Origin of the sequence: Marinomonas primoryensis (assembly GCF_013372285.1) — a bacterium.
Classification (GTDB): Bacteria; Pseudomonadota; Gammaproteobacteria; order Pseudomonadales; family Marinomonadaceae; genus Marinomonas; species Marinomonas primoryensis.
This window is the reverse complement of the sequence record NZ_CP054301.1, coordinates 3336586-3354631: the sequence shown is the minus strand read 5'-3', so window position 1 is coordinate 3354631 and position 18046 is coordinate 3336586. Positions and strand designations below refer to the sequence as shown.

Genomic DNA, 18046 nt, shown 5'->3' with positions numbered 1-18046 from the left:
GTGACACAATGAACTTAAACGGCAAAAAAGTCACTCTACATGACATGAGCTTACGTGATGGCATGCATGCAAAGCGACACCAGATTTCAGTAGATGAAATGGTTAACATCGCCAGTGCAATGGATCTTGCTGGTATGCCTATGATTGAAGTCACCCACGGTGATGGTCTAGGTGGCGCTTCTGTCAACTACGGATTTCCGGCCCACAGTGATGAAGAATACCTCAAGGCTGTTGTGCCTAAAATGAAACAAGCCAAGGTCTCTGCTTTGTTATTACCAGGTATAGGCACTGTGGATCACCTGAAAATGGCAAAAGACTGTGGTGTGTCCACTATCCGCGTGGCGACCCACTGTACTGAAGCAGATGTATCGCAACAGCACATCACCATGGCTCGAAAAATGAACATGGATACTGTCGGTTTTTTAATGATGGCCCACATGGTTTCGGCAGAAAAAATCCTAGAACAGGCCAAGTTAATGGTGAGTTATGGTGCTAATTGTATCTATTGTACTGACTCCGCAGGTTACATGCTGCCAGATGAAGTAACAGAAAAAATCAGCTTGCTTAAGGCTGAACTAGGTAGCGACATAGAGCTGGGATTCCATGGCCATCATAATATGGCAATGGGTGTGGCGAATTCCCTTGCCGCTATTGAAGCTGGCTGTTCTCGCATAGATGGCTCTGTCGCCGGATTAGGTGCAGGAGCAGGAAATACGCCATTAGAAGTCTTGGTCGCTGTGCTCAATCGAATGGGCTGTGAATCGGGTATTGATCTCTACAAAATCATGGATGTCGCTGAAGACTTAATCACCCCAATGATGGATCAGCCTATTCGCGTTGATCGTGATTCGCTTACCTTAGGTTATGCCGGTGTATATAGTTCTTTTCTATTATTCGCAAAACGTGCAGAAGCAAAGTATGGCATTCAAGCACGCGACATTTTAGTAGAGCTAGGACGACGAGGAACAGTCGGCGGACAAGAAGACATGATCGAAGATCTTGCATTAACAATGGCAAAAGCTCGTTCTTAACCCATCAAGTCTTACTGTGCTGGCCTCTTTTGAAGTGGCCAGCTAATCACTTAGAGGTCTACTATGAGTATGATTACAGTTAACCCAAGCGGTAAGTTTTTTGAAAGTATTGCAGGTGAGAGTATTCTCGACGCGGCATTGCGATCTGGCATCATGTTAAAGCATGGATGCCGCGACGGTCGTTGTGGAGATTGCCGCACTTCGTTAGAAACACCCATTTCCCCTACTGCTATTTCTTACCCTACTGGATTACAGTTACAAGCATCGGATCTCGCCGGTGAAACAATATTATGCTGCCAAGCTCAAACAAACCAAGATCTTGTCTTAACCGCTCCGGAAGTGACAGAGCTAGATGGTATTTCGATTCAAAAATTAGTTTCTCGGGTGCTCAATAAATATCTCGTCTCATCTGACGTCGTTTTACTAAAACTCATGTTAGCCCCAGGAAGTGAATTTCCTTACAGAGCTGGTCAATATGTCGATATCACTCTACCAAATAGTGTAACTCGAAGTTACTCAATGGCAACTCGACATGTCGAAGATAATGCAATTGAATTGCACATCAGATTGAAGCCTGACGGAGTCGGTACACCTTATATTTTCAATGAATTAGCACAACGCAAAATGGTGACCATTGAAGGACCATATGGCAGCTTTTATCTACGTAAAACGCAAGCTTCTATTATTTTATTAGCTAGTGGAACTGGGTTTGCACCAATAAAAGCTATTATTGAGCAACTTATCGAAGAGCAAAAGATCGTTAATTCGACTACTCGTCCTGTCCGTTTATATTGGGGTGGTCGTTCTGCAGAAGATCTTTATATGTCTACATTATGTGAGCAATGGAGTAATGACCTTTCTTGGTTTGATTATGTTCCTGTTGTTTCTGAAAAAACTGAAAATTGGCCTGGCAGAACCGGTTTTGTACATCATGTCATTATGGAAGACTTCGCTGATTTATCACTGTATGAAGTTTATGCATGTGGAGCGCCAATTGTTATCGAGTCTGCTCGTCATGACTTAGTGAAAGAGCGTCAATTACTTTTAGATAGCTTCTATTCAGATACTTTTTTATAAATCCAAATAAATAAAAGAATATAAAATACTTGTTAATATAACATTCACGCGTGTATGTTTCATATGCTGATAACAATAATAACGGAGAAAAAAATGGACATGAAAAAAATAATACTAATTGGCCTTATCTCAATTTTAACATTGAGTTTTGCTGTAAGCGCTTCTGCAGATACATTGGTGCTGCGCTATAACCAATGGTTTCCATCTCAACATTGGTCTCAAAAAGATGGTTTGCATAAATATTTTGATGAAATTGAAACTGTAACTGAAGGTCGTGTAAGGGTTCAGCCTTCTGCAAAACCTATAGTTCCACCAACTAAAAATTACCAAGCTGTTGCTAATGGTATAGTGGATCTCGCTTGGGGGCCTCATGGCTATACGCCTGGTGCTTTCCCCTTGAGTGAGATGGTTGAATTCCCCTTTAGCGTACATGATGCTGGAGCGAGTTCGGTTGCTTATCAGAGAACCTTTGATAAATTTTTCAAACCTAAAGGTATGCATGACGATGTTGTTACTTTAGCAGTACATGTGACTTCAGGTGGAAATTTGCATATGAAAAATAAACCTATTCGTAAAATAGAAGACTTTCAAAATGCAAAGATTCGAGTGCAAACATCTGTTGTATCTGAAGCTATTAAAAGTATAGGTGCTATTCCAATTAGCGGTTCACTTAATGAACTTAGAGAATTTCTATCTCGAGGTATTGTGGATGGTACGAGCTTATCTGATGAATTATTAACCGGCTTCAAGGTAGACAGCTACATTAATTATGTTACACAAATTCCTGGAGGCTTATACTCAAATAGTGCTTTTGTTGTGCTAAACAAAAAAAAATGGAATCAAATTAGTCCGACAGATCAAGAAGCCATTATGAAAATTTCCGGAGAGAAATTGGCTTATAGAATGGGAAGTCTATGGCATAAAAATGATCTTATAGCGCGAAAGTTATTACAAGATAAGCTAGGTGAGAATTATAAGGTTGCTGACGAGTCTCTGATTACGGGGTTGGAGAGTGCGTTCTTCAAAGGGCGCTTAGATTGGTTAGAAAAAGCTGAAGCTATGGGAGTAGATATTACATCGGCTAATGTTTATTACGAAGAGCAAACAAATTTACTAATGCAGGCACAATAAATTAACAAAAATAGGTAAGTTTGCTTACCTAATTTTGCTTTCCAACTTGTAGTTATTAAGGAGAGCTCAGTGAAGTATTCTTTACTCTCACTTTTATCTTTTTTTTGTTCAAAACTCACTATGCTAGTTTTAGCATTGATGGCACTAATAACATTCATTGATGTATGTGGGCGTGTGTTTTTCGAAACCTCATTAGGCTTCACGTATGAATTAATAGGTATCTTTTTAGCTGTAGTGTTTTATGCGGGACTATTTAATGTGCATAGGCAAAATAAACAAATTCGTATTGATTTACTAGATAGCCTGTTCAAAGGGAGTATCGGGTCAATCGTTTCTTGGTTTGGCTATATATTGGAGGTCTTATTTTTTAGTGCTGTTGTTTATATGTTGTTTCAGCAAATGGAAGAAACGCGTATTTTTCAAGAACGCTTTATGTTCTTGGGTTTTTCTAAATGGTACATATTGCTTGTTATGGGTGGGTTAGCCTCGATTGCTTTGATTGGGCTTATTTGTACGCCTCCTCGAGCTGAAATAGGAAAGGAGTAAAGCTATGGAAATGGTGATTGCGTTTGTTGCATTGCTTGCACTGTTGTTCTTACGAGTCCCGATTGCTGTAGCTACAGGCGTTGTTGGGTTAGCTGGATTAGCTTGGTTCCAAGGTTGGTCCCCAGCACTTGGACAGCTCGGTATTATTGCTAGCGAAACAGTTTTATCTTACGAGTTTGCTGTGATTCCCTTATTTATATTGATGGGTAACATCATAAGTCGTTCAGGCCTTGCGGAAGAGTTATATGTGGCAACCAATGCTCTTATTGGACACTATCGTGGAGGTTTAGCTATTACAACTATAGCAGCGTCTGGAGGGTTTAGTACTTTTTGTGGTTCTAGTTTCGCTACAGCGGCTACTATGGCTCGTATTGCATACCCTTCTATGAAACAGTTTGGGTATAGTGAAGGGCTTGCAACTGGCTCTATTGCTGCTGGTGGTACTTTAGGTATCTTAATACCGCCATCTATTGCTTTAGTTTTTTATGGCATTATGACTGAAACAGATATTGGCCAACTGTTCGTAGCAGGAGTTATACCAGGAATTTTAGGAGTATGCCTTTACATCGCAGCGGTGCTATATGTAGTGCATATTCGAGGTGAAAAAGCTGGGTTAGGTAACAAAGCTTCTGTTAAAGAGCGGTTTGCTGCAATCAGTCAATTATGGGCATTTTCTCTATTAGTGCTTTTGGTTTTGGGTGGGATTTATATGGGCTTTTTTACTCCAACTGAATCAGCAGGTGTTGGAGCAGTTGGAGCTATTTTAGTTACCCTAATCCGTGGCAAATTCAAATGGTCGTCTTTTATTGGAGCATTAGAAGAGACAGCGTCAACAACGGTATCTTTAGTAGCTATTTTGATTGGTTCGCTAGTTTTTGCAAACTTAGTGAATATTTCTAACCTACCGTACCACATAGTAAATTGGATAAATTCAATGGATTTATCGCTTCTTGGAGTAATTTTAGTTATTTTGTTGATCTACTTTTTACTTGGTGCGGTTTTAGAATCTATGTCTATGATGTTACTAACTGTACCTGTATTTTACCCAATTGTTGCTGAAATGGGGATGGATCTTGTGTGGTTCGGCATTATCGTTGTAGTAGCAACTGAGATTAGCTTAATTACACCGCCTGTTGGGCTAAATGTGTTCGTGTTAAAATCTGTTTTACCTAGTGTTGACATACGCACAATATTTCGAGGAGTAATGCCATTTTTAATGGCAGACTTGTTACGATTAGCTTTAATTGTGCTATTTCCAATGATTTCATTAGCTTTAGTCGAGTATATGTAACTGTCACGCCCTTCTTCGAATAGGAGGGCGCTTTATTATCCTAAGATACGTTATGCATGCACTCAGAAATAGGGCAAACGTCTGATAAGAAGTGAGTTAATCGTTTTGCTCTGTCTGATTGATCTGTTAAGGTATTTCCTGTTGTTAGGATAGAAGTTGCCATCATGTAAGAATATACAAGATATGCTAGATCACTTGACTGGCCAATAGAATGATTCATATCTAAGAACACGCCTTCTAGATATTTTATTCGGTAAGAGTCAACTTCTTCGATTGCTAAGCGTGCCATATCATCTCTTCGCGCCCAAGCTCGTAATGACAATTCTACCGATGCTGCATCAAAAGATTTGTTACCTCTTAGCGGAAGCATCATAAGCTCAAGTAATTTCTTATCTGCAGAAAAATCTTTTCGATTAAGTCCTTCAATTACTGCTTCTGTGGCACTTAGCCGCCATTTATCTAATATTGCTTTTAACAATTCTTGTCTATCTTTGAAGTGGTGGTAGAAGCTACCACGTGTAATACCTAACAGTTTTGAAAGAGTGTCTACTCTTACTGAATCAATACTTCCTTTTGCAAGTTGTCTTGTTGCGGCGCTTATCCAGTCATCGCGGGTTAATTTTGTATTATTCATAAAGGATCTTCTAAAACTCATTTAGATCATAGTAAAGCCAAGATTATAACACTAAAAAATTGGAAAAAAATTACTTAGTGTAATGCCAAATATTAAAGTGGACTTCCCAGACTTTACTAGACACCCATTAACGTTAAAATCTAGGGAACATGCGAATAAGTCCCTACCATGAGATAATCGCGTTTTAAGTCTTCGAGCCTCAACCATGTCACATCAACTCACCTTTGCCGACAGCGAATTCAACAACAAGCGCCGTAAAACCCGTAAAGAACTGTTTCTCACTCGCATGAATGAGTTGATGCCTTGGGATCAACTTGAAGCGGTTGTTGAGCCGTTTCATCCCAAAGCAGGCAATGGCAGAAGACCTTATCCACTCTCAACCATGTTCCGTATTCATTGCATGCAACATTGGTACAACATGAGTGATCCTGCCATGACGCTCTGTATGAAATTACGTCAATGCGCTTGTTTGCTGGGTTGTCGTTAGATAGTCCGATTCCTGACCACACAACTATCATGAACTTTAGGCACTTATTAGAAAAGCACAAACTCTCGCGCCCGCTTTTTAAAGAAGTGAATAGGTGGTTGTCTGATGCTGGTATTTACCTCAAAGAAGGTACGATTGTGGACGCGACTATTATTGAAGCGGCCAGATCAACGAAGAATTAAGCCAAAGAAAGAGACCCTGAGATGCATCAAACTCAGAAAGGAAAGCAGTGGTTCTTCGGTCTAAAAGCGCACATTGGTGTGGATGCAAGAACGGGGCTGACACATAGTCTAAGTACGACTGCAGCAAACGTGCACGACATCACGGAAACAGCGAACCTTCTTCATGGAGAGGAGTGTTTTGTCTCGGCGGATTCTGGCTATCGTGGCGCTCAAAAGAGAGAAGAGTTAAAAGGTGTCAAAGCAGACTGGTTGATTGCAGCTATTTTTCGAAAAGAAGGGCAAGCAAAATAAGAATCTTATAAAAGCACCCTATAAAAAATAAACAACCGATCCAAACGGAATATATCAAAGCCAGTATTCGAGCAAAAGTCGAACATCCCTTTAGAATCATCAAGTGTCAGTTTGGTTTTAGAAACGCTATTTATCGTGGGTTGGATAAAAATGACAGTAAGCTCGCAATGCTGTTTGCTCTTGCAAACGTGTTTCGAGTTGACCAGCAAGGGGTTAATCCGTTTAAAAACCACTAAACAAGGTTCAATTATCTTGTTTAGTGGTAGAAAAGTGATAAACCAGCCACATTACTGACTGCCATTGGGCTTTTCAGAATATTAAGGCGCGCAACTCGACTTGATCGCATATTCCCTAGAGGATGAGAGAAGACTATCGCAGACTTTTTATTGTCACCCTCTACATTTTTATTTGATGTCACTTCTTTCAATCAACATGGCTACGCCTTGTCCGACGCCAATGCACATGGTGCAAAGTGCATAACGTCCACCTGTGCGTTTTAACTGCATGGCGGCAGATTGTAATAGACGAGCGCCAGACATTCCTAATGGATGTCCTAGGGCAATCGCGCCGCCATTTGGATTAATGCGTTCATCTTCTGGTGAAAGCCCCAGTTCTTGCATACAAGCCAAGCCTTGTACCGCAAAGGCTTCATTTAATTCGATCACATCCATGTCTGCGAGAGTAAGGCCTGTGCGCTTTAGCAATTTTTGCACCGCGGGAACAGGTCCCATGCCCATCACTGTAGGTTCAACGCCTGCGGTTGCCATACCTATGATTTTTGCTAAAGGTTCTAATTTGTGGCTCTCGACCGCTGCTTTACTGGCAATCAACATAGCTGCTGCACCGTCGTTTATACCGGATGCATTGCCTGCCGTCACTGAACCGTTGTCTCGGAACGGTGCTCTTAGTTTTGCTAAATCTTCTAGTGTTGTGTCAGGACGTAAATGTTCATCTTGATCGACGATAATTGGATTGCCACGTTTTGGCTTAATAGTAATAGGGGTTATTTCTTCGGCAAAGCGACCTTTATTTTGTGCCGCTTTGGCTTTTTGTTGAGAGTGCCAAGCGAATAAATCTTGTTGTTGGCGCGTTATTTTGTAGCGCTCAGCAATATTTTCTGCCGTTTCTGGCATGGACTCAGTGCCATACAAGGATTTCAAGACTGGATTGATAAAACGCCAGCCCATGGTGGTGTCTTCTAATGTTTGTTGTCTATCGAATGCGGAACTTGGTTTACCGATAACAAATGGCGCTCGAGACATGGACTCTACACCACCGGCCAATATTAATTCGGCTTCACCAGCTTGAATGGCCCGAAATGCCGTACCGACCGCATCCATACCCGATCCGCACAAACGGTTCATTGTTGTAGCAGACACACTATAAGGCATACCAGACAATAACGTTGCCATACGGGCCACATTTCGGTTGTCTTCGCCCGCCTGATTTGCACAGCCAAAAATAGCATCGTCAATGGCTGCTGGATCAAGGTCTGGGGCTGCACTTAGTACCGCTTTAATGACTTGAGCTAACAGGTCATCGGGGCGAACTCCTGCAAGGGCCCCGGCGTAACGGCCAACGGCTGAGCGTTTAGGGTGACAGATGTAAACAGAGCTCATATTGCCTCCTGCGCACTGTGTGCTTTTTCAGTTCGTGCTTTTAATTCGCGTAACACAGACAATTCTTTTTCGTTCGGCATGGGAGTGGCCTCAAGAGTGTTGGCGAATTTCACTTCCCAGCCTGTTGCTTCAATCACTTCTTCTCTTGTTGTGCCTGGGTGTAAGCTAGTGACAATCAGTTCTTTGGTCTGAGGGTCTGGTTTTAAAATACACAGATCCGTAATAACGATGCTCGGACCACGACCGATATTTGGTAAATTATCTCTGCCTTTGCCATCACGACCAAAGCCAATGGTGGTGATAAAATCCACGTCTTTTACAAAAGTGCGCTTTGAGTGTTTAACCGTAATAAACACTTCTTTGGCGTTGGTAGAAATTTCAGGGGCACCACCGCCGCCAGGTAGACGCACCCTTGGATTTGCATAGCTGTGAGCGCCATTTTTGCCACCTTCAGGATGATTGGCAGCAATAACCGTAGTATTTAAATTAGCAAAGCGGTCGATTTGCGCTGTTCCTAAAAAACCTGCATCAATGTGGCCACCTTGTAGCCAATAACGGAACATTTCTGGTACAGATACGGTTGTTAGAGCTGACTCACATAGTTCACCGTCGCCAATAGATAAAGGCAATACATCTGGTTTTGTTTGCAAGGTGCCTGATTCGTAGATCAATGTGACATCAGGAGCGTGAGTCAAACGTGCAACGTTAGCGGCTTCGCTGGGTAAGCCAATGCCAACAAAGCAGGTCATGTTATTGGTTAAGGCGCGTGCTGCTGTGATTGTCATCATTTCAGCAGAGGTATATTGCGTTGAATTGTTAGGTGTTGTCATATTAAACATCTCCTTGGGCAAACACATGGGATTCCAACCATTGGTTGAAGCTGTCTCTATCTCGACTGATGTTGTCCCATTGTTTGTAATAGTTGTTGTCTCTGTCGTAATAACCAAGCGTATAAGATGGTTTCGCGCCTTCCGGTGCGACCGCAATAGCGTCAATTGTCCATGCCGGTAAGACGCAAGCGTTTGACGTGACGTCCAAGTTATCGACAATTTCTTCTACCGTGACAATACTGCGTTTGGCTGACAGTACGACTTCTTTTTGAACACCAATAATCCCTTCGATAAGCACATTGCCAGCGCGATCTGCTTTTTGAGCGTGAATAATACCGACATCAGGTTTAATGGCTGGAATGGCCGCTAACTGCTCGCCAGTAAAAGGGCAAATTATGGAAGAAATTTCTGTATTGACGAGTGGTAATTCACTGCCCACGTAACCGCGAAAAACCGCTAATGGTAGACCCGCAGCGCCAGCTTCATAAGCATTCGCCATCGCCGCATGGCTATGTTCAACCGTTTCTAGTGCGCAAGGGTAGTCATTTTCTATGGCATCACGAACACGATGAAGCGAGCCAACACCAGGGTTTCCGCCCCAAGAGAAAGTCAATTTTCGAACGCAACCTGCTCCCACTAATTGATCATAGATAAGATCTGGCGTCATGCGAATTAGGGAGAGATTTCGTCGCTTCTGACGGATGATTTCATGTCCGGCTGCGAAGGGAATTAGGTGTGTAAAACCTTCAAGCGCAATTGTATCGCCATCTTTTACATAGGTGGCGATGGCCTCTTTCAGTGTCATAAACGTCGTCATAATACATCCTGTTCGTTATACGAATTTAAGTTTGCAATACGAACAAGATAGTTTAATTTAGGATTAATGGTCAAGCTCAAAATGAATATTTATTCTATTTTTCTCTGGCGAGTAAGTGGTGAATCAGAAATAATAGCAATGTTAATGACCTAAATGAGACATTTGGTATGAATGAAGAGAAACTGTCACCGGATCATCGTGACTATGTGGGGGCACTGGCATCTGGATTAGAGATTATTGTGGCCTTTGACCCCCAACATAAAAAAATGACATTGTCTGAGGTGGCTGATAGAACAGGTATGGATAGAGCTAAAGCCCGACGTTTTTTACTGACCTTGCATGCGTTAGGTTACATCAAGCGTGAAGAGCGGCTGTTTAGCCTAACACCACAGGTGTTGGGGCTTGGTTACGCCTATAATATGAGTAATGATCACATTAGTGTGGTTGAACATTACTTACATGATATTACTGCTCGGTTGGGTGAGTCTTCTTCCTTAGCTGTATTGGATCAGCAAGAAATCATGTATGTAGTACGCTCTCCTGCAGCTCATCGTTTGATGTCGATAACCTTAAGTGCAGGAACACGGTTGCCTGCTGCTTATACTTCTATGGGGCGAGTACTGGTTGCTAAGTTACCTCCAGAAGAGCAAAAAGACTGGCTCAGAAATCTCTCACTGGAAGCTTTTACTGAGCATAGTATTGTCGATAAGTCTGCTTTTGAGCAGATGCTTTTACAAGTTGCCGAACAGAATTTCTGTGTAGTGGATCAGGAACTGGATCTTGGTCTACGTTCGTTAGCGGTGCCTGCGTTCACTTTTGATGGAACTTTACTTGGCGCGATTAATCTTAGTACTAATGCATCGAGAGTGAGCCATCAAACCTTGCTAAAAGAATATCTTCCTGTGTTGCAAGACGCTGCGGAACAAATACGGTTACATACACAGTAAGAAGATAAATAGATGTTCATTTCAGCTTTTGAATGATACACATTTGAAAAATGTGTTACCTACATTAGGGAGCATGCGAATAAGTCCCTGCCATGAGACAATCGCGTTTTAAGTCTTCGAGTCTCAACCATGTCACTCCAACTCACCTTTGCCGACAGCGAGTTCAACAACAAACGCCGTAAAACACGGAAGGAAATTTTCCTTTCTCGCATGAATGAGTTGATGCCTTGGGATCAACTAGAAGCGATTATTGAGCCGTTTTATCCTAAACCAGGGAATGGCAGAAGACTTTATCAGCTATCAACAATGTTCCGCATTCACTGCATGCAACATTGGTACAACATGAGTGATCCAGCGATGGAAGATGCCTTGTATGAGATTACTTCTATGCGCTTATTTGCTGACTTGTCGTTAGATAAACCTATTCCCGATCACACTACCATCATGAATTTCACGCACCTATTAGAAAAACTGGACTTCCCAGACTTTACTAGACATCTATTAAGACAATCAAGTCATCAGAAAAGCACTTCTCTACTGAATCAAAACCGATAAAAAAGCTACTTTTAAAACCAAGCTACATAAATGCATTGGTTGCAATTTCAATTAGATCAAAGCTGTAAGTTCGCATGACGAACTTATGATCGCTTGACGAACTACTTTTTCTTATGCATTATGAATAAAGTGTTTTTTTTTGCTTTAAGGCTTTATTTGAGAAAGTAATAAGATTGTTTCACTAAGTAGACAGTAGTTTCGATATAAATATAAAAAGGAGAATTTGATGATACCTGAAAATCATAAAGGTGTTGCTGCAATATTTGGTGAAGGTGGCCGTCCTGCTAATAGCCTTCGAGAAATTAAAATTGTGGACACTACGTTTCGTGATGCACATCAAAGCCTTTGGGCTACTCGAATGCGAACAGAGCATATGTTGGGCATCGCAGAAGTTGTAAATAAGGCTGGATTTGAGCAAGTTGATTTAATGGCCCCGATTCAATTTGATGTTTCAGTGCGTTATCTCAAAGAGGACCCCTGGGAAAGAGTTAGAAAAATGCATGAAGCGGCTCCCGATACTAAATTTCGAGCTTTGATTCGTTCAAGGAATATAGCCTCATTCGACTTTCTCCCCGATGATGTTATTGACGGATGGGTTGACCGACTGTACGAAAATGGATTTAGAGTGATAGGTGCATTTGATGGGCTTAATGATGTCTCAAATATTGTTCGTTCATTAAAAAGAGCCAAAAAATTAGGAGCTCATACATTTGGCGCTTTATCATTTTGTCAAAGCCCTGTTCATACAGATGAATTGTTTGTTAAAACAGCTGTTGAATTAATTAAAAAAGCCGATGTCGATTCGATCATGCTGAAGGATGCGGCAGGCCTACTTACACCGGAAAGAATTCGAACCCTTGTACCGGCTATAAAAGAGGTTATTGGTGATAGACCATTGGAGCTTCACAGCCATTGTTTAACTGGACTAGCTCCACTCGTTTACCTTGAGGCGGTAGAACTTGGTGTTGACGTTTTACATACATCGATTGCCCCGTTAGCAAATGGAGCAGGACAGCCATCTACTCAAAATATTGTTAAGTCTCTAAAAGGGCTTGGTTATAAGGTTAATGTAGATGATGACGAAATTGACAAAATAAGTGAACACCTAGCTAACATAGCTAAGTTAGAAAATAAGCCTGTTGGCATACCAGTCGAATACAACGCGCTACATTATAAACATCAGTTACCGGGCGGAATGCTTTCTAATTTTCAGTCCCAATTAGAAACGGCGGGACTTGGCCATCGATACGATGAGCTTCTTGATGAAGTTGCTCGTGTTAGAGCTGAATTAGCATGGCCAAATATGATTACTCCATTTGCACAGTTTGTCGGTACTCAGGCAGTTATGAATGTCATTTCGGGGGATAGATATAGCGTTGTTCCTAACGAGATAAAAAAATATGTGCTGGGGTATTACGGTCGGTTACTTGGTCCTGTTGATGATTCTGCATATGAAAAAATCATTAAAAATGGAGCTTCTGATATTGCTTTAAAACCATCTGAACCGAAGCCAATGTTGGTAGGACTTAAAAAGCAATACCCATTAGCGAATATGGACGAGCTACTTTTAAGAGCGATGTTTGCGGGTAATCAGGTTACTGAAATGAAAAAATCCATAGAAAGCGGACAAAGTGGTGACTATTATGAAGGTCAGATCGTCAGCCTAATAAAAAATATAGCTAAAGGTGATGGGAAAAAAATCAGTGTTTCATATTCTGGCTTGAATATTACAATTTTAAGATAAAATATAATAAAAAGGAAATTAAAATGAAAAACATAGAAATTACATTAAATGATATTAAAATCTTGACTGAATGGGTTAATGAAAATAATGATATCAAAGAGTTCTCATTAAACTATCAAGGGCTTGAGCTTTTTATTAGTAGAAATGAAGAGGTTAAAGGTAGATTGAATTTAGAAAGCTCTCACGTTGTTCCAGAAAAAAAACCCTCTAATGAAATTTTTATTGACGACGCAGTTTCAATTTCTAAAAAAGAACCCTCAAGTAAAGAAGTAATAAATAAAAAAGAAGAAATAAAAGAAAATGAAGTAATAATTAAAGCTCCAATGGTAGGTACTTTTTATAAGTCCTCCAGTCCTGACACTCCTGCTTTTGTTGAAGTCGGTCAGGCCGTGAAACCTGATAGTGTACTTTGTATTATTGAAGTTATGAAATTGATGAATAATTTAGAAGCAAAGGTAAATGGAACTGTAAAAGAAATTTATGTAGAAGACAATCAAGCTGTCGAATTTGGTCAACCACTAATGCTTATAATTAAAGATTAGAAGTTTAATTATTGGTATGAATTTTTCATTAATATGTGCTTTAGGAGGTTGTGATGCTCAACAATATAAAAAGTATTTTGATTGCTAATCGTGGGGAAATTGCTTTGAGAATTGTCCGAGCTTGTAAAGAACTCGGTGTGAAAAGTGTTGTTGTATATTCAGAAGCTGATAAAGATTCATTACCAGTGAAACTAGCTGATGAAGTGTTGTGCATTGGGCCTTCACCAGCTCAGCAGAGCTATCAAAACGAAAATTCAATTATTAGTGCCGCTTTATCATTTAAAGTAGATGCTATACATCCAGGCTATGGTTTTTTGTCTGAAAAAGCCAGTTTTGCTAAAAAATGTGAAGATAATAATATTATTTTTATCGGACCATCTTCCAATATTATCGCTCAAATGGGTGATAAAATTGAGGCTCGTAAAATAGCGACTAAAGCTGGAGTTCCAACTATTCCAGGATCAGATGGAGCTGTAAAAGATAAAACAAAAGCATTTGAAATTGCTGGATCTGTAGGTTTCCCATTACTTATTAAAGCTTCTGCTGGTGGCGGTGGAAGAGGTATGAGGGTCGTAAAATCAAGTGATACTTTAGAAAAAGATCTTAACGAAATTATGTCAGAAGCGAAAGTTGCTTTTGGTGACTCATCAGTATATATCGAAAAATATCTAACAGATATTCGGCATATAGAGGTTCAGATTATATCTGATGGAAATAATAGTATCCATTTAGGTGAAAGAGACTGTACTGCTCAGAGACGTAATCAAAAATTAGTTGAAGAAGCTCCTTCTCCAGCACTTAATGAGATCCAACGTAAAGAGATTTGTGATTCAGCAATTAGACTTTGCAAAGAAGTTGGATATAAAAATGTAGGAACAGTTGAATATGTCTTTGATAATAATGAGAAGAAATTCTATTTTATAGAGATGAATACTCGAGTTCAAGTAGAGCACCCAGTAACGGAGATGATAACTGGCATAGATATTATAAAAGAGCAGATTAAAATTGCAGATGATCAAACTTTAAAAATAAAACAATGTGATGTTGTAATTAATGGACATGCTATTGAGTGCCGTTTGAATGCAGAGGATCCAGATAATAATTTCATGCCTTGTCCCTCTAAAGTTGTTAACTTCAGACCTGCTAACGGCTTTGGTGTTCGAATGGATAGTCATTTAGAAAATGGATATGTAATATCTCCTTTTTATGACTCTATGATTGGAAAGATAATATGTTGGGGTAGAGATCGTGAAGAAGCGATAACTCGAATGAAGCGGGCGCTTGAGGAAACTGAAATTTCAGGAGTGATTACAACAGCTCAGTTCCAATTTAAATTAATTTCACATGAAAAATTTAAATCAGGAGATTTTAATACTGGATTTGTTTCAAACTTTCTACAAAAATAATAATACAGAGGTAAATATAATGAATATATTAAAAAAAACATCTAATAAAATTTTATTTTTAAGTGTTGCTTCATTAATTCAATTTGGAACTATTTCAACACTGCATGCAAAAGAATTTAGTATGCTATCAAGTTACGCACCAAATTTCGCTTGGCATAGTGAAATTGTCCCTGATTTTATAGATTTAGTTAAAGAAAAATCTGATGGAAAAATAACCTTCAATATTAAAGGTCCTGATGTTGTCCCAGCTTTTGAACAGCTACAACCTGTTCAAATAGGAGTGTTTGATTTCCTATTTACTCATCCTGCATATCATTCAGGTACTACAGCTGTCGGTTTAACTCTTGATGCTATTGATGTTGATCCTATTAAGCGACGCGAAAAAGGAATTATTGATTATATTGATAACCAGTATCAGAAATTAGGGTTGAAATTAATCGCTGCACCTTCTACAGGAACCAAAGGTTTTCGCTTTTATTTAAGAGATAAAATAACAGGTGAGCCTGGTTTAGAAGGACGCCGTATCCGAGGAACTGTTTCATATCACTCTATGATTAAAAATCTTGGCGGTTCACCGGTAAATATGCCCGTTAGTGAAATTTATACTGCTCTACAACGTGGTGTGATTGATGGTGCTGCATGGGGTTTGACTGGAGCTAGCGATTTACAATGGCATGAGGTTATAGATTACATGACTGCTCCTGTATTTGGGCAGGTGGGTCTAATGATTTTTATGAACTTAGATCGTTGGAATGAACTAAGTAAAGATACCCAAAATATTCTCATCGAAGCGGGAAAACAACTTGAAATTGATTCGGTACAACATTTCGATGAATTGCAAGTAAAGGAAGAGGCTTTTTTATTGAAAAATGGCATGTCTATAGAGTCATTTAGTGATAAAGAAGCGTCTGAACTAGATAGACTTTGGGCTCAAGGTGTATGGGAGGTTGGTGAAGAATTAAGTGGTGATTCTGTTAGAGAGCTTAGAAAAAAAGCACTTTCAGAAAGTATGACATATTAAATTAATTAGTAGACTGTATTTTGAAAATACAGTCTACTTTCTTTTTATAGGTTTTTTATGTATATAAAAATAAAAAAAACGATAGATTTAATTTCGGATCTTTCTTTTAATATTGGTTCATTGATGTTAGGGGGTATAGTAATAGTTTTTTGTACAGAAATCGTGATGAGGTATTTTTTTGTTTCTCCTACTTCTTGGGGGCCAGATACAATAACTTATTTATTTTGTGCATCTTTAATGTTAACTATGCCTGAAGTTACTAAAAATAATGAACATATTTCAATTTCAGTTATTTTGGATTTTTCTTCTGAAAAAGTTGGAAATTATATACAATTAATATTGTACGCGATTTCATTTTTTATAATAATTTATACTTTTCATATTACTTTTTTAGAGCTTGTTAGGCTTTTTGATACAGAAATAAGAACGCTAGGAGCATTTTCAATTCCAAAATGGTGGGTTTTTATATTTATACCTTTTTCTTTATTATTGACGTCCTGTCATTTTTTATTACTTTTTATTAAAAGAGCTTATAATATTAAATCTAATCTAAGGAGTGTATGAAATGGAATGGTATTCAATATTGCTGATTTCTTTTTTATTTATATTTGTTCTGATGGCAACTGGGATTCCTATTTTTATTGCTTTTCTTATCGCAAATATTTCAGGTGTATTAATTACGTTAGGAACACGCGGTTTTGGAATGTTCAGTAATAGTATATATGAAACGCTTACATCAGAAACATTTGTAACAATACCACTTTTTGTTTTGATGGGAGAGATATTATTTAGGTCAGGATCGGTCGATGTATTATCAAAGGCTCTAGATAAGTGGATTGGAAATATTAAAGGAAGAATGTATTATTTAGTAGTTGGCTTATCCACTATTTTTGGTGCGTTATCTGGGTCTGCAGCTGCAGTAGCTGCTATGCTTGGCCGATCAATTTTGCCGCAAATGGAAAAGCTAGGCTATAATATAAAATTGACGAATTTTACTATTCTTGGTGGTGCATCTCTTGCTCCTATAATACCACCAAGTCTTTTTGTGATAGTTATTGGTTCTCTTGTTCGCGATACTTCAATTTCTGCTTTACTAATAGCAGGGATAATTCCAGGAGTTATTTTGGCATTGGTACTTTGTTTATATATTTTTTATAAGATAAGAAATAATAAGGATCTAGTTCCAAAGAGTGAAAACGTAGAAATCAAATATACATTTAAAGAGAAATTATACGAAATTATTAAAGTGTCACCATTTCTTATAGTTATATTATCTGTAATGGGCCTTATACTTCTTGGGGTAGCAACGCCTTCAGAAGCAGCTGCAAGTGGGGTTGTCGGTGCTATCATAACTTCAGCTATTTATCGATCATGTTCGGTTTCAATGATTTGGCAATCGCTAAAATCGTCTTCTAAAATTAGCATTATGATTATCATAATCGTTGCAAGCTCTAAATTATTCAGTCAGTTATTATCCTTCTCTGGAGCAACGTCAGGCCTCATCAATTTTGTATCTGACTTGTCCATCAATGATTGGATCATGTTTTTAGTTTTAATGGCTATACCATTCTTTTTATGCATGTTTATAGATCAGTTTGCTTTCTTATTATTAGCTATTCCTCTTTACGAACCAATAGTTAAACAATTCGATTTTGATCCTATTTGGTTCTGGACTATTTTTTTAATAAACTTGACTGTTGGAAGCTTAACACCTCCGTTTGGTTATACTTTGTTTTCACTCAAAGGTGCTGCGCCAAATATTCTTATTTCTGATATATACAAGAGTGCGTGGCCTGTTGTGGGCATTTTTATATTAGCTATGTGCATCTTTTCTATTTTCCCTGAAATAATAACTTGGTTGCCTAGTTATTTATAAATTATAAATTATGAAGGAT

16 protein-coding genes and 2 pseudogenes are annotated in these 18046 nt (G+C 39.1%); 14 read left to right on the top strand and 4 right to left on the bottom strand.

The window, feature by feature from the left end; all coding sequences use genetic code 11:
• The first annotated feature begins 8 nt into the window (after window positions 1-8).
• The 5 genes from dmpG (at window position 9) to MP3633_RS15600 (ending at window position 5076) form a co-directional block, all read left to right on the top strand.
• The gene (gene dmpG, locus MP3633_RS15620) at window positions 9-1031 is read left to right on the top strand and encodes a 4-hydroxy-2-oxovalerate aldolase (RefSeq protein ID WP_176336216.1); all 1023 of its coding nucleotides are present in this window, start codon (window positions 9-11) and stop codon (window positions 1029-1031) included.
• A 63-nt stretch (window positions 1032-1094) separates the two neighbouring features.
• Window positions 1095-2108: an FAD-binding oxidoreductase gene (locus MP3633_RS15615; RefSeq protein WP_176336215.1), complete on the top strand. Its 1014-nt coding sequence runs from the start codon at window positions 1095-1097 to the stop codon at window positions 2106-2108.
• A 93-nt stretch (window positions 2109-2201) separates the two neighbouring features.
• Window positions 2202-3239, top strand: a complete 1038-nt coding sequence (locus MP3633_RS15610) for a TRAP transporter substrate-binding protein (protein ID WP_176336214.1) — start codon at window positions 2202-2204, stop codon at window positions 3237-3239.
• Between the two features lie 69 nt (window positions 3240-3308).
• Window positions 3309-3785: a TRAP transporter small permease gene (locus MP3633_RS15605; protein WP_176336213.1), complete on the top strand. Its 477-nt coding sequence runs from the start codon at window positions 3309-3311 to the stop codon at window positions 3783-3785.
• Window positions 3786-3789: 4 nt separating this feature from the next.
• A complete protein-coding gene (locus MP3633_RS15600; RefSeq protein WP_244959690.1) occupies window positions 3790-5076 on the top strand; it encodes a TRAP transporter large permease in 1287 nt (428 codons plus the stop codon).
• Between the two features lie 40 nt (window positions 5077-5116).
• On the opposite strand, the gene MP3633_RS15595 is transcribed toward MP3633_RS15600, so the two are convergent.
• A complete protein-coding gene (locus MP3633_RS15595; RefSeq protein WP_176336212.1) occupies window positions 5117-5710 on the bottom strand; it encodes a TetR/AcrR family transcriptional regulator in 594 nt (197 codons plus the stop codon).
• Between the two features lie 205 nt (window positions 5711-5915).
• On the opposite strand from MP3633_RS15595, the pseudogene MP3633_RS15590 reads away from it, so the two are divergent.
• Window positions 5916-6906 (top strand): annotated as a pseudogene (locus MP3633_RS15590) (IS5 family transposase).
• A 168-nt stretch (window positions 6907-7074) separates the two neighbouring features.
• Here MP3633_RS15590 and pcaF read toward each other — a convergent pair.
• Genes pcaF through MP3633_RS15575 form a run of 3 tightly spaced genes read right to left on the bottom strand, consistent with a single transcriptional unit; the run spans window position 7075 to window position 9936 of the window.
• The gene (gene pcaF, locus MP3633_RS15585) at window positions 7075-8289 is read right to left on the bottom strand and encodes a 3-oxoadipyl-CoA thiolase (protein ID WP_176336211.1); all 1215 of its coding nucleotides are present in this window, start codon (window positions 8287-8289) and stop codon (window positions 7075-7077) included.
• Window positions 8286-9119 (bottom strand): CoA-transferase subunit beta, encoded by an 834-nt coding sequence (locus MP3633_RS15580; protein ID WP_176336210.1) that lies wholly within the window; start codon window positions 9117-9119, stop codon window positions 8286-8288. Before MP3633_RS15580 ends, pcaF begins: the two co-directional genes overlap by 4 nt.
• A 1-nt stretch (window position 9120) precedes the next feature.
• Entirely contained in the window at window positions 9121-9936 is an 816-nt protein-coding gene (locus tag MP3633_RS15575) for a CoA transferase subunit A (protein WP_176336209.1), read from the bottom strand.
• 167 nt (window positions 9937-10103) lie between these two features.
• Here MP3633_RS15575 and MP3633_RS15570 point away from each other — a divergent pair, with 167 nt between their 5' ends.
• From MP3633_RS15570 to MP3633_RS15535, 8 genes and pseudogenes are all read left to right on the top strand, one after another.
• A complete protein-coding gene (locus MP3633_RS15570) occupies window positions 10104-10883 on the top strand; it encodes an IclR family transcriptional regulator domain-containing protein (RefSeq protein WP_176336208.1) in 780 nt (259 codons plus the stop codon).
• Between the two features lie 129 nt (window positions 10884-11012).
• A pseudogene (locus MP3633_RS15565) lies at window positions 11013-11354 on the top strand (transposase); the annotation flags it as partial.
• A gap of 310 nt (window positions 11355-11664) precedes the next feature.
• A complete protein-coding gene (locus MP3633_RS15560) occupies window positions 11665-13182 on the top strand; it encodes a pyruvate carboxylase subunit B (RefSeq protein WP_176336207.1) in 1518 nt (505 codons plus the stop codon).
• 23 nt (window positions 13183-13205) lie between these two features.
• Window positions 13206-13724 (top strand): acetyl-CoA carboxylase biotin carboxyl carrier protein, encoded by a 519-nt coding sequence (gene accB / locus MP3633_RS15555; RefSeq protein ID WP_176336206.1) that lies wholly within the window; start codon window positions 13206-13208, stop codon window positions 13722-13724.
• A 53-nt stretch (window positions 13725-13777) separates the two neighbouring features.
• Window positions 13778-15130: an acetyl-CoA carboxylase biotin carboxylase subunit gene (gene accC, locus MP3633_RS15550; RefSeq protein WP_176336205.1), complete on the top strand. Its 1353-nt coding sequence runs from the start codon at window positions 13778-13780 to the stop codon at window positions 15128-15130.
• On the top strand, window positions 15069-16151 hold the full coding sequence (gene dctP, locus MP3633_RS15545) for a TRAP transporter substrate-binding protein DctP (protein ID WP_244959688.1): 1083 nt from the start codon (window positions 15069-15071) through the stop codon (window positions 16149-16151). Before accC ends, dctP begins: the two co-directional genes overlap by 62 nt.
• A gap of 57 nt (window positions 16152-16208) precedes the next feature.
• A complete protein-coding gene (locus MP3633_RS15540) occupies window positions 16209-16715 on the top strand; it encodes a TRAP transporter small permease (protein WP_176336203.1) in 507 nt (168 codons plus the stop codon).
• 1 nt (window position 16716) lies between these two features.
• On the top strand, window positions 16717-18027 hold the full coding sequence (locus MP3633_RS15535) for a TRAP transporter large permease (protein WP_176336202.1): 1311 nt from the start codon (window positions 16717-16719) through the stop codon (window positions 18025-18027).
• The last annotated feature ends 19 nt before the right edge of the window (window positions 18028-18046 follow it).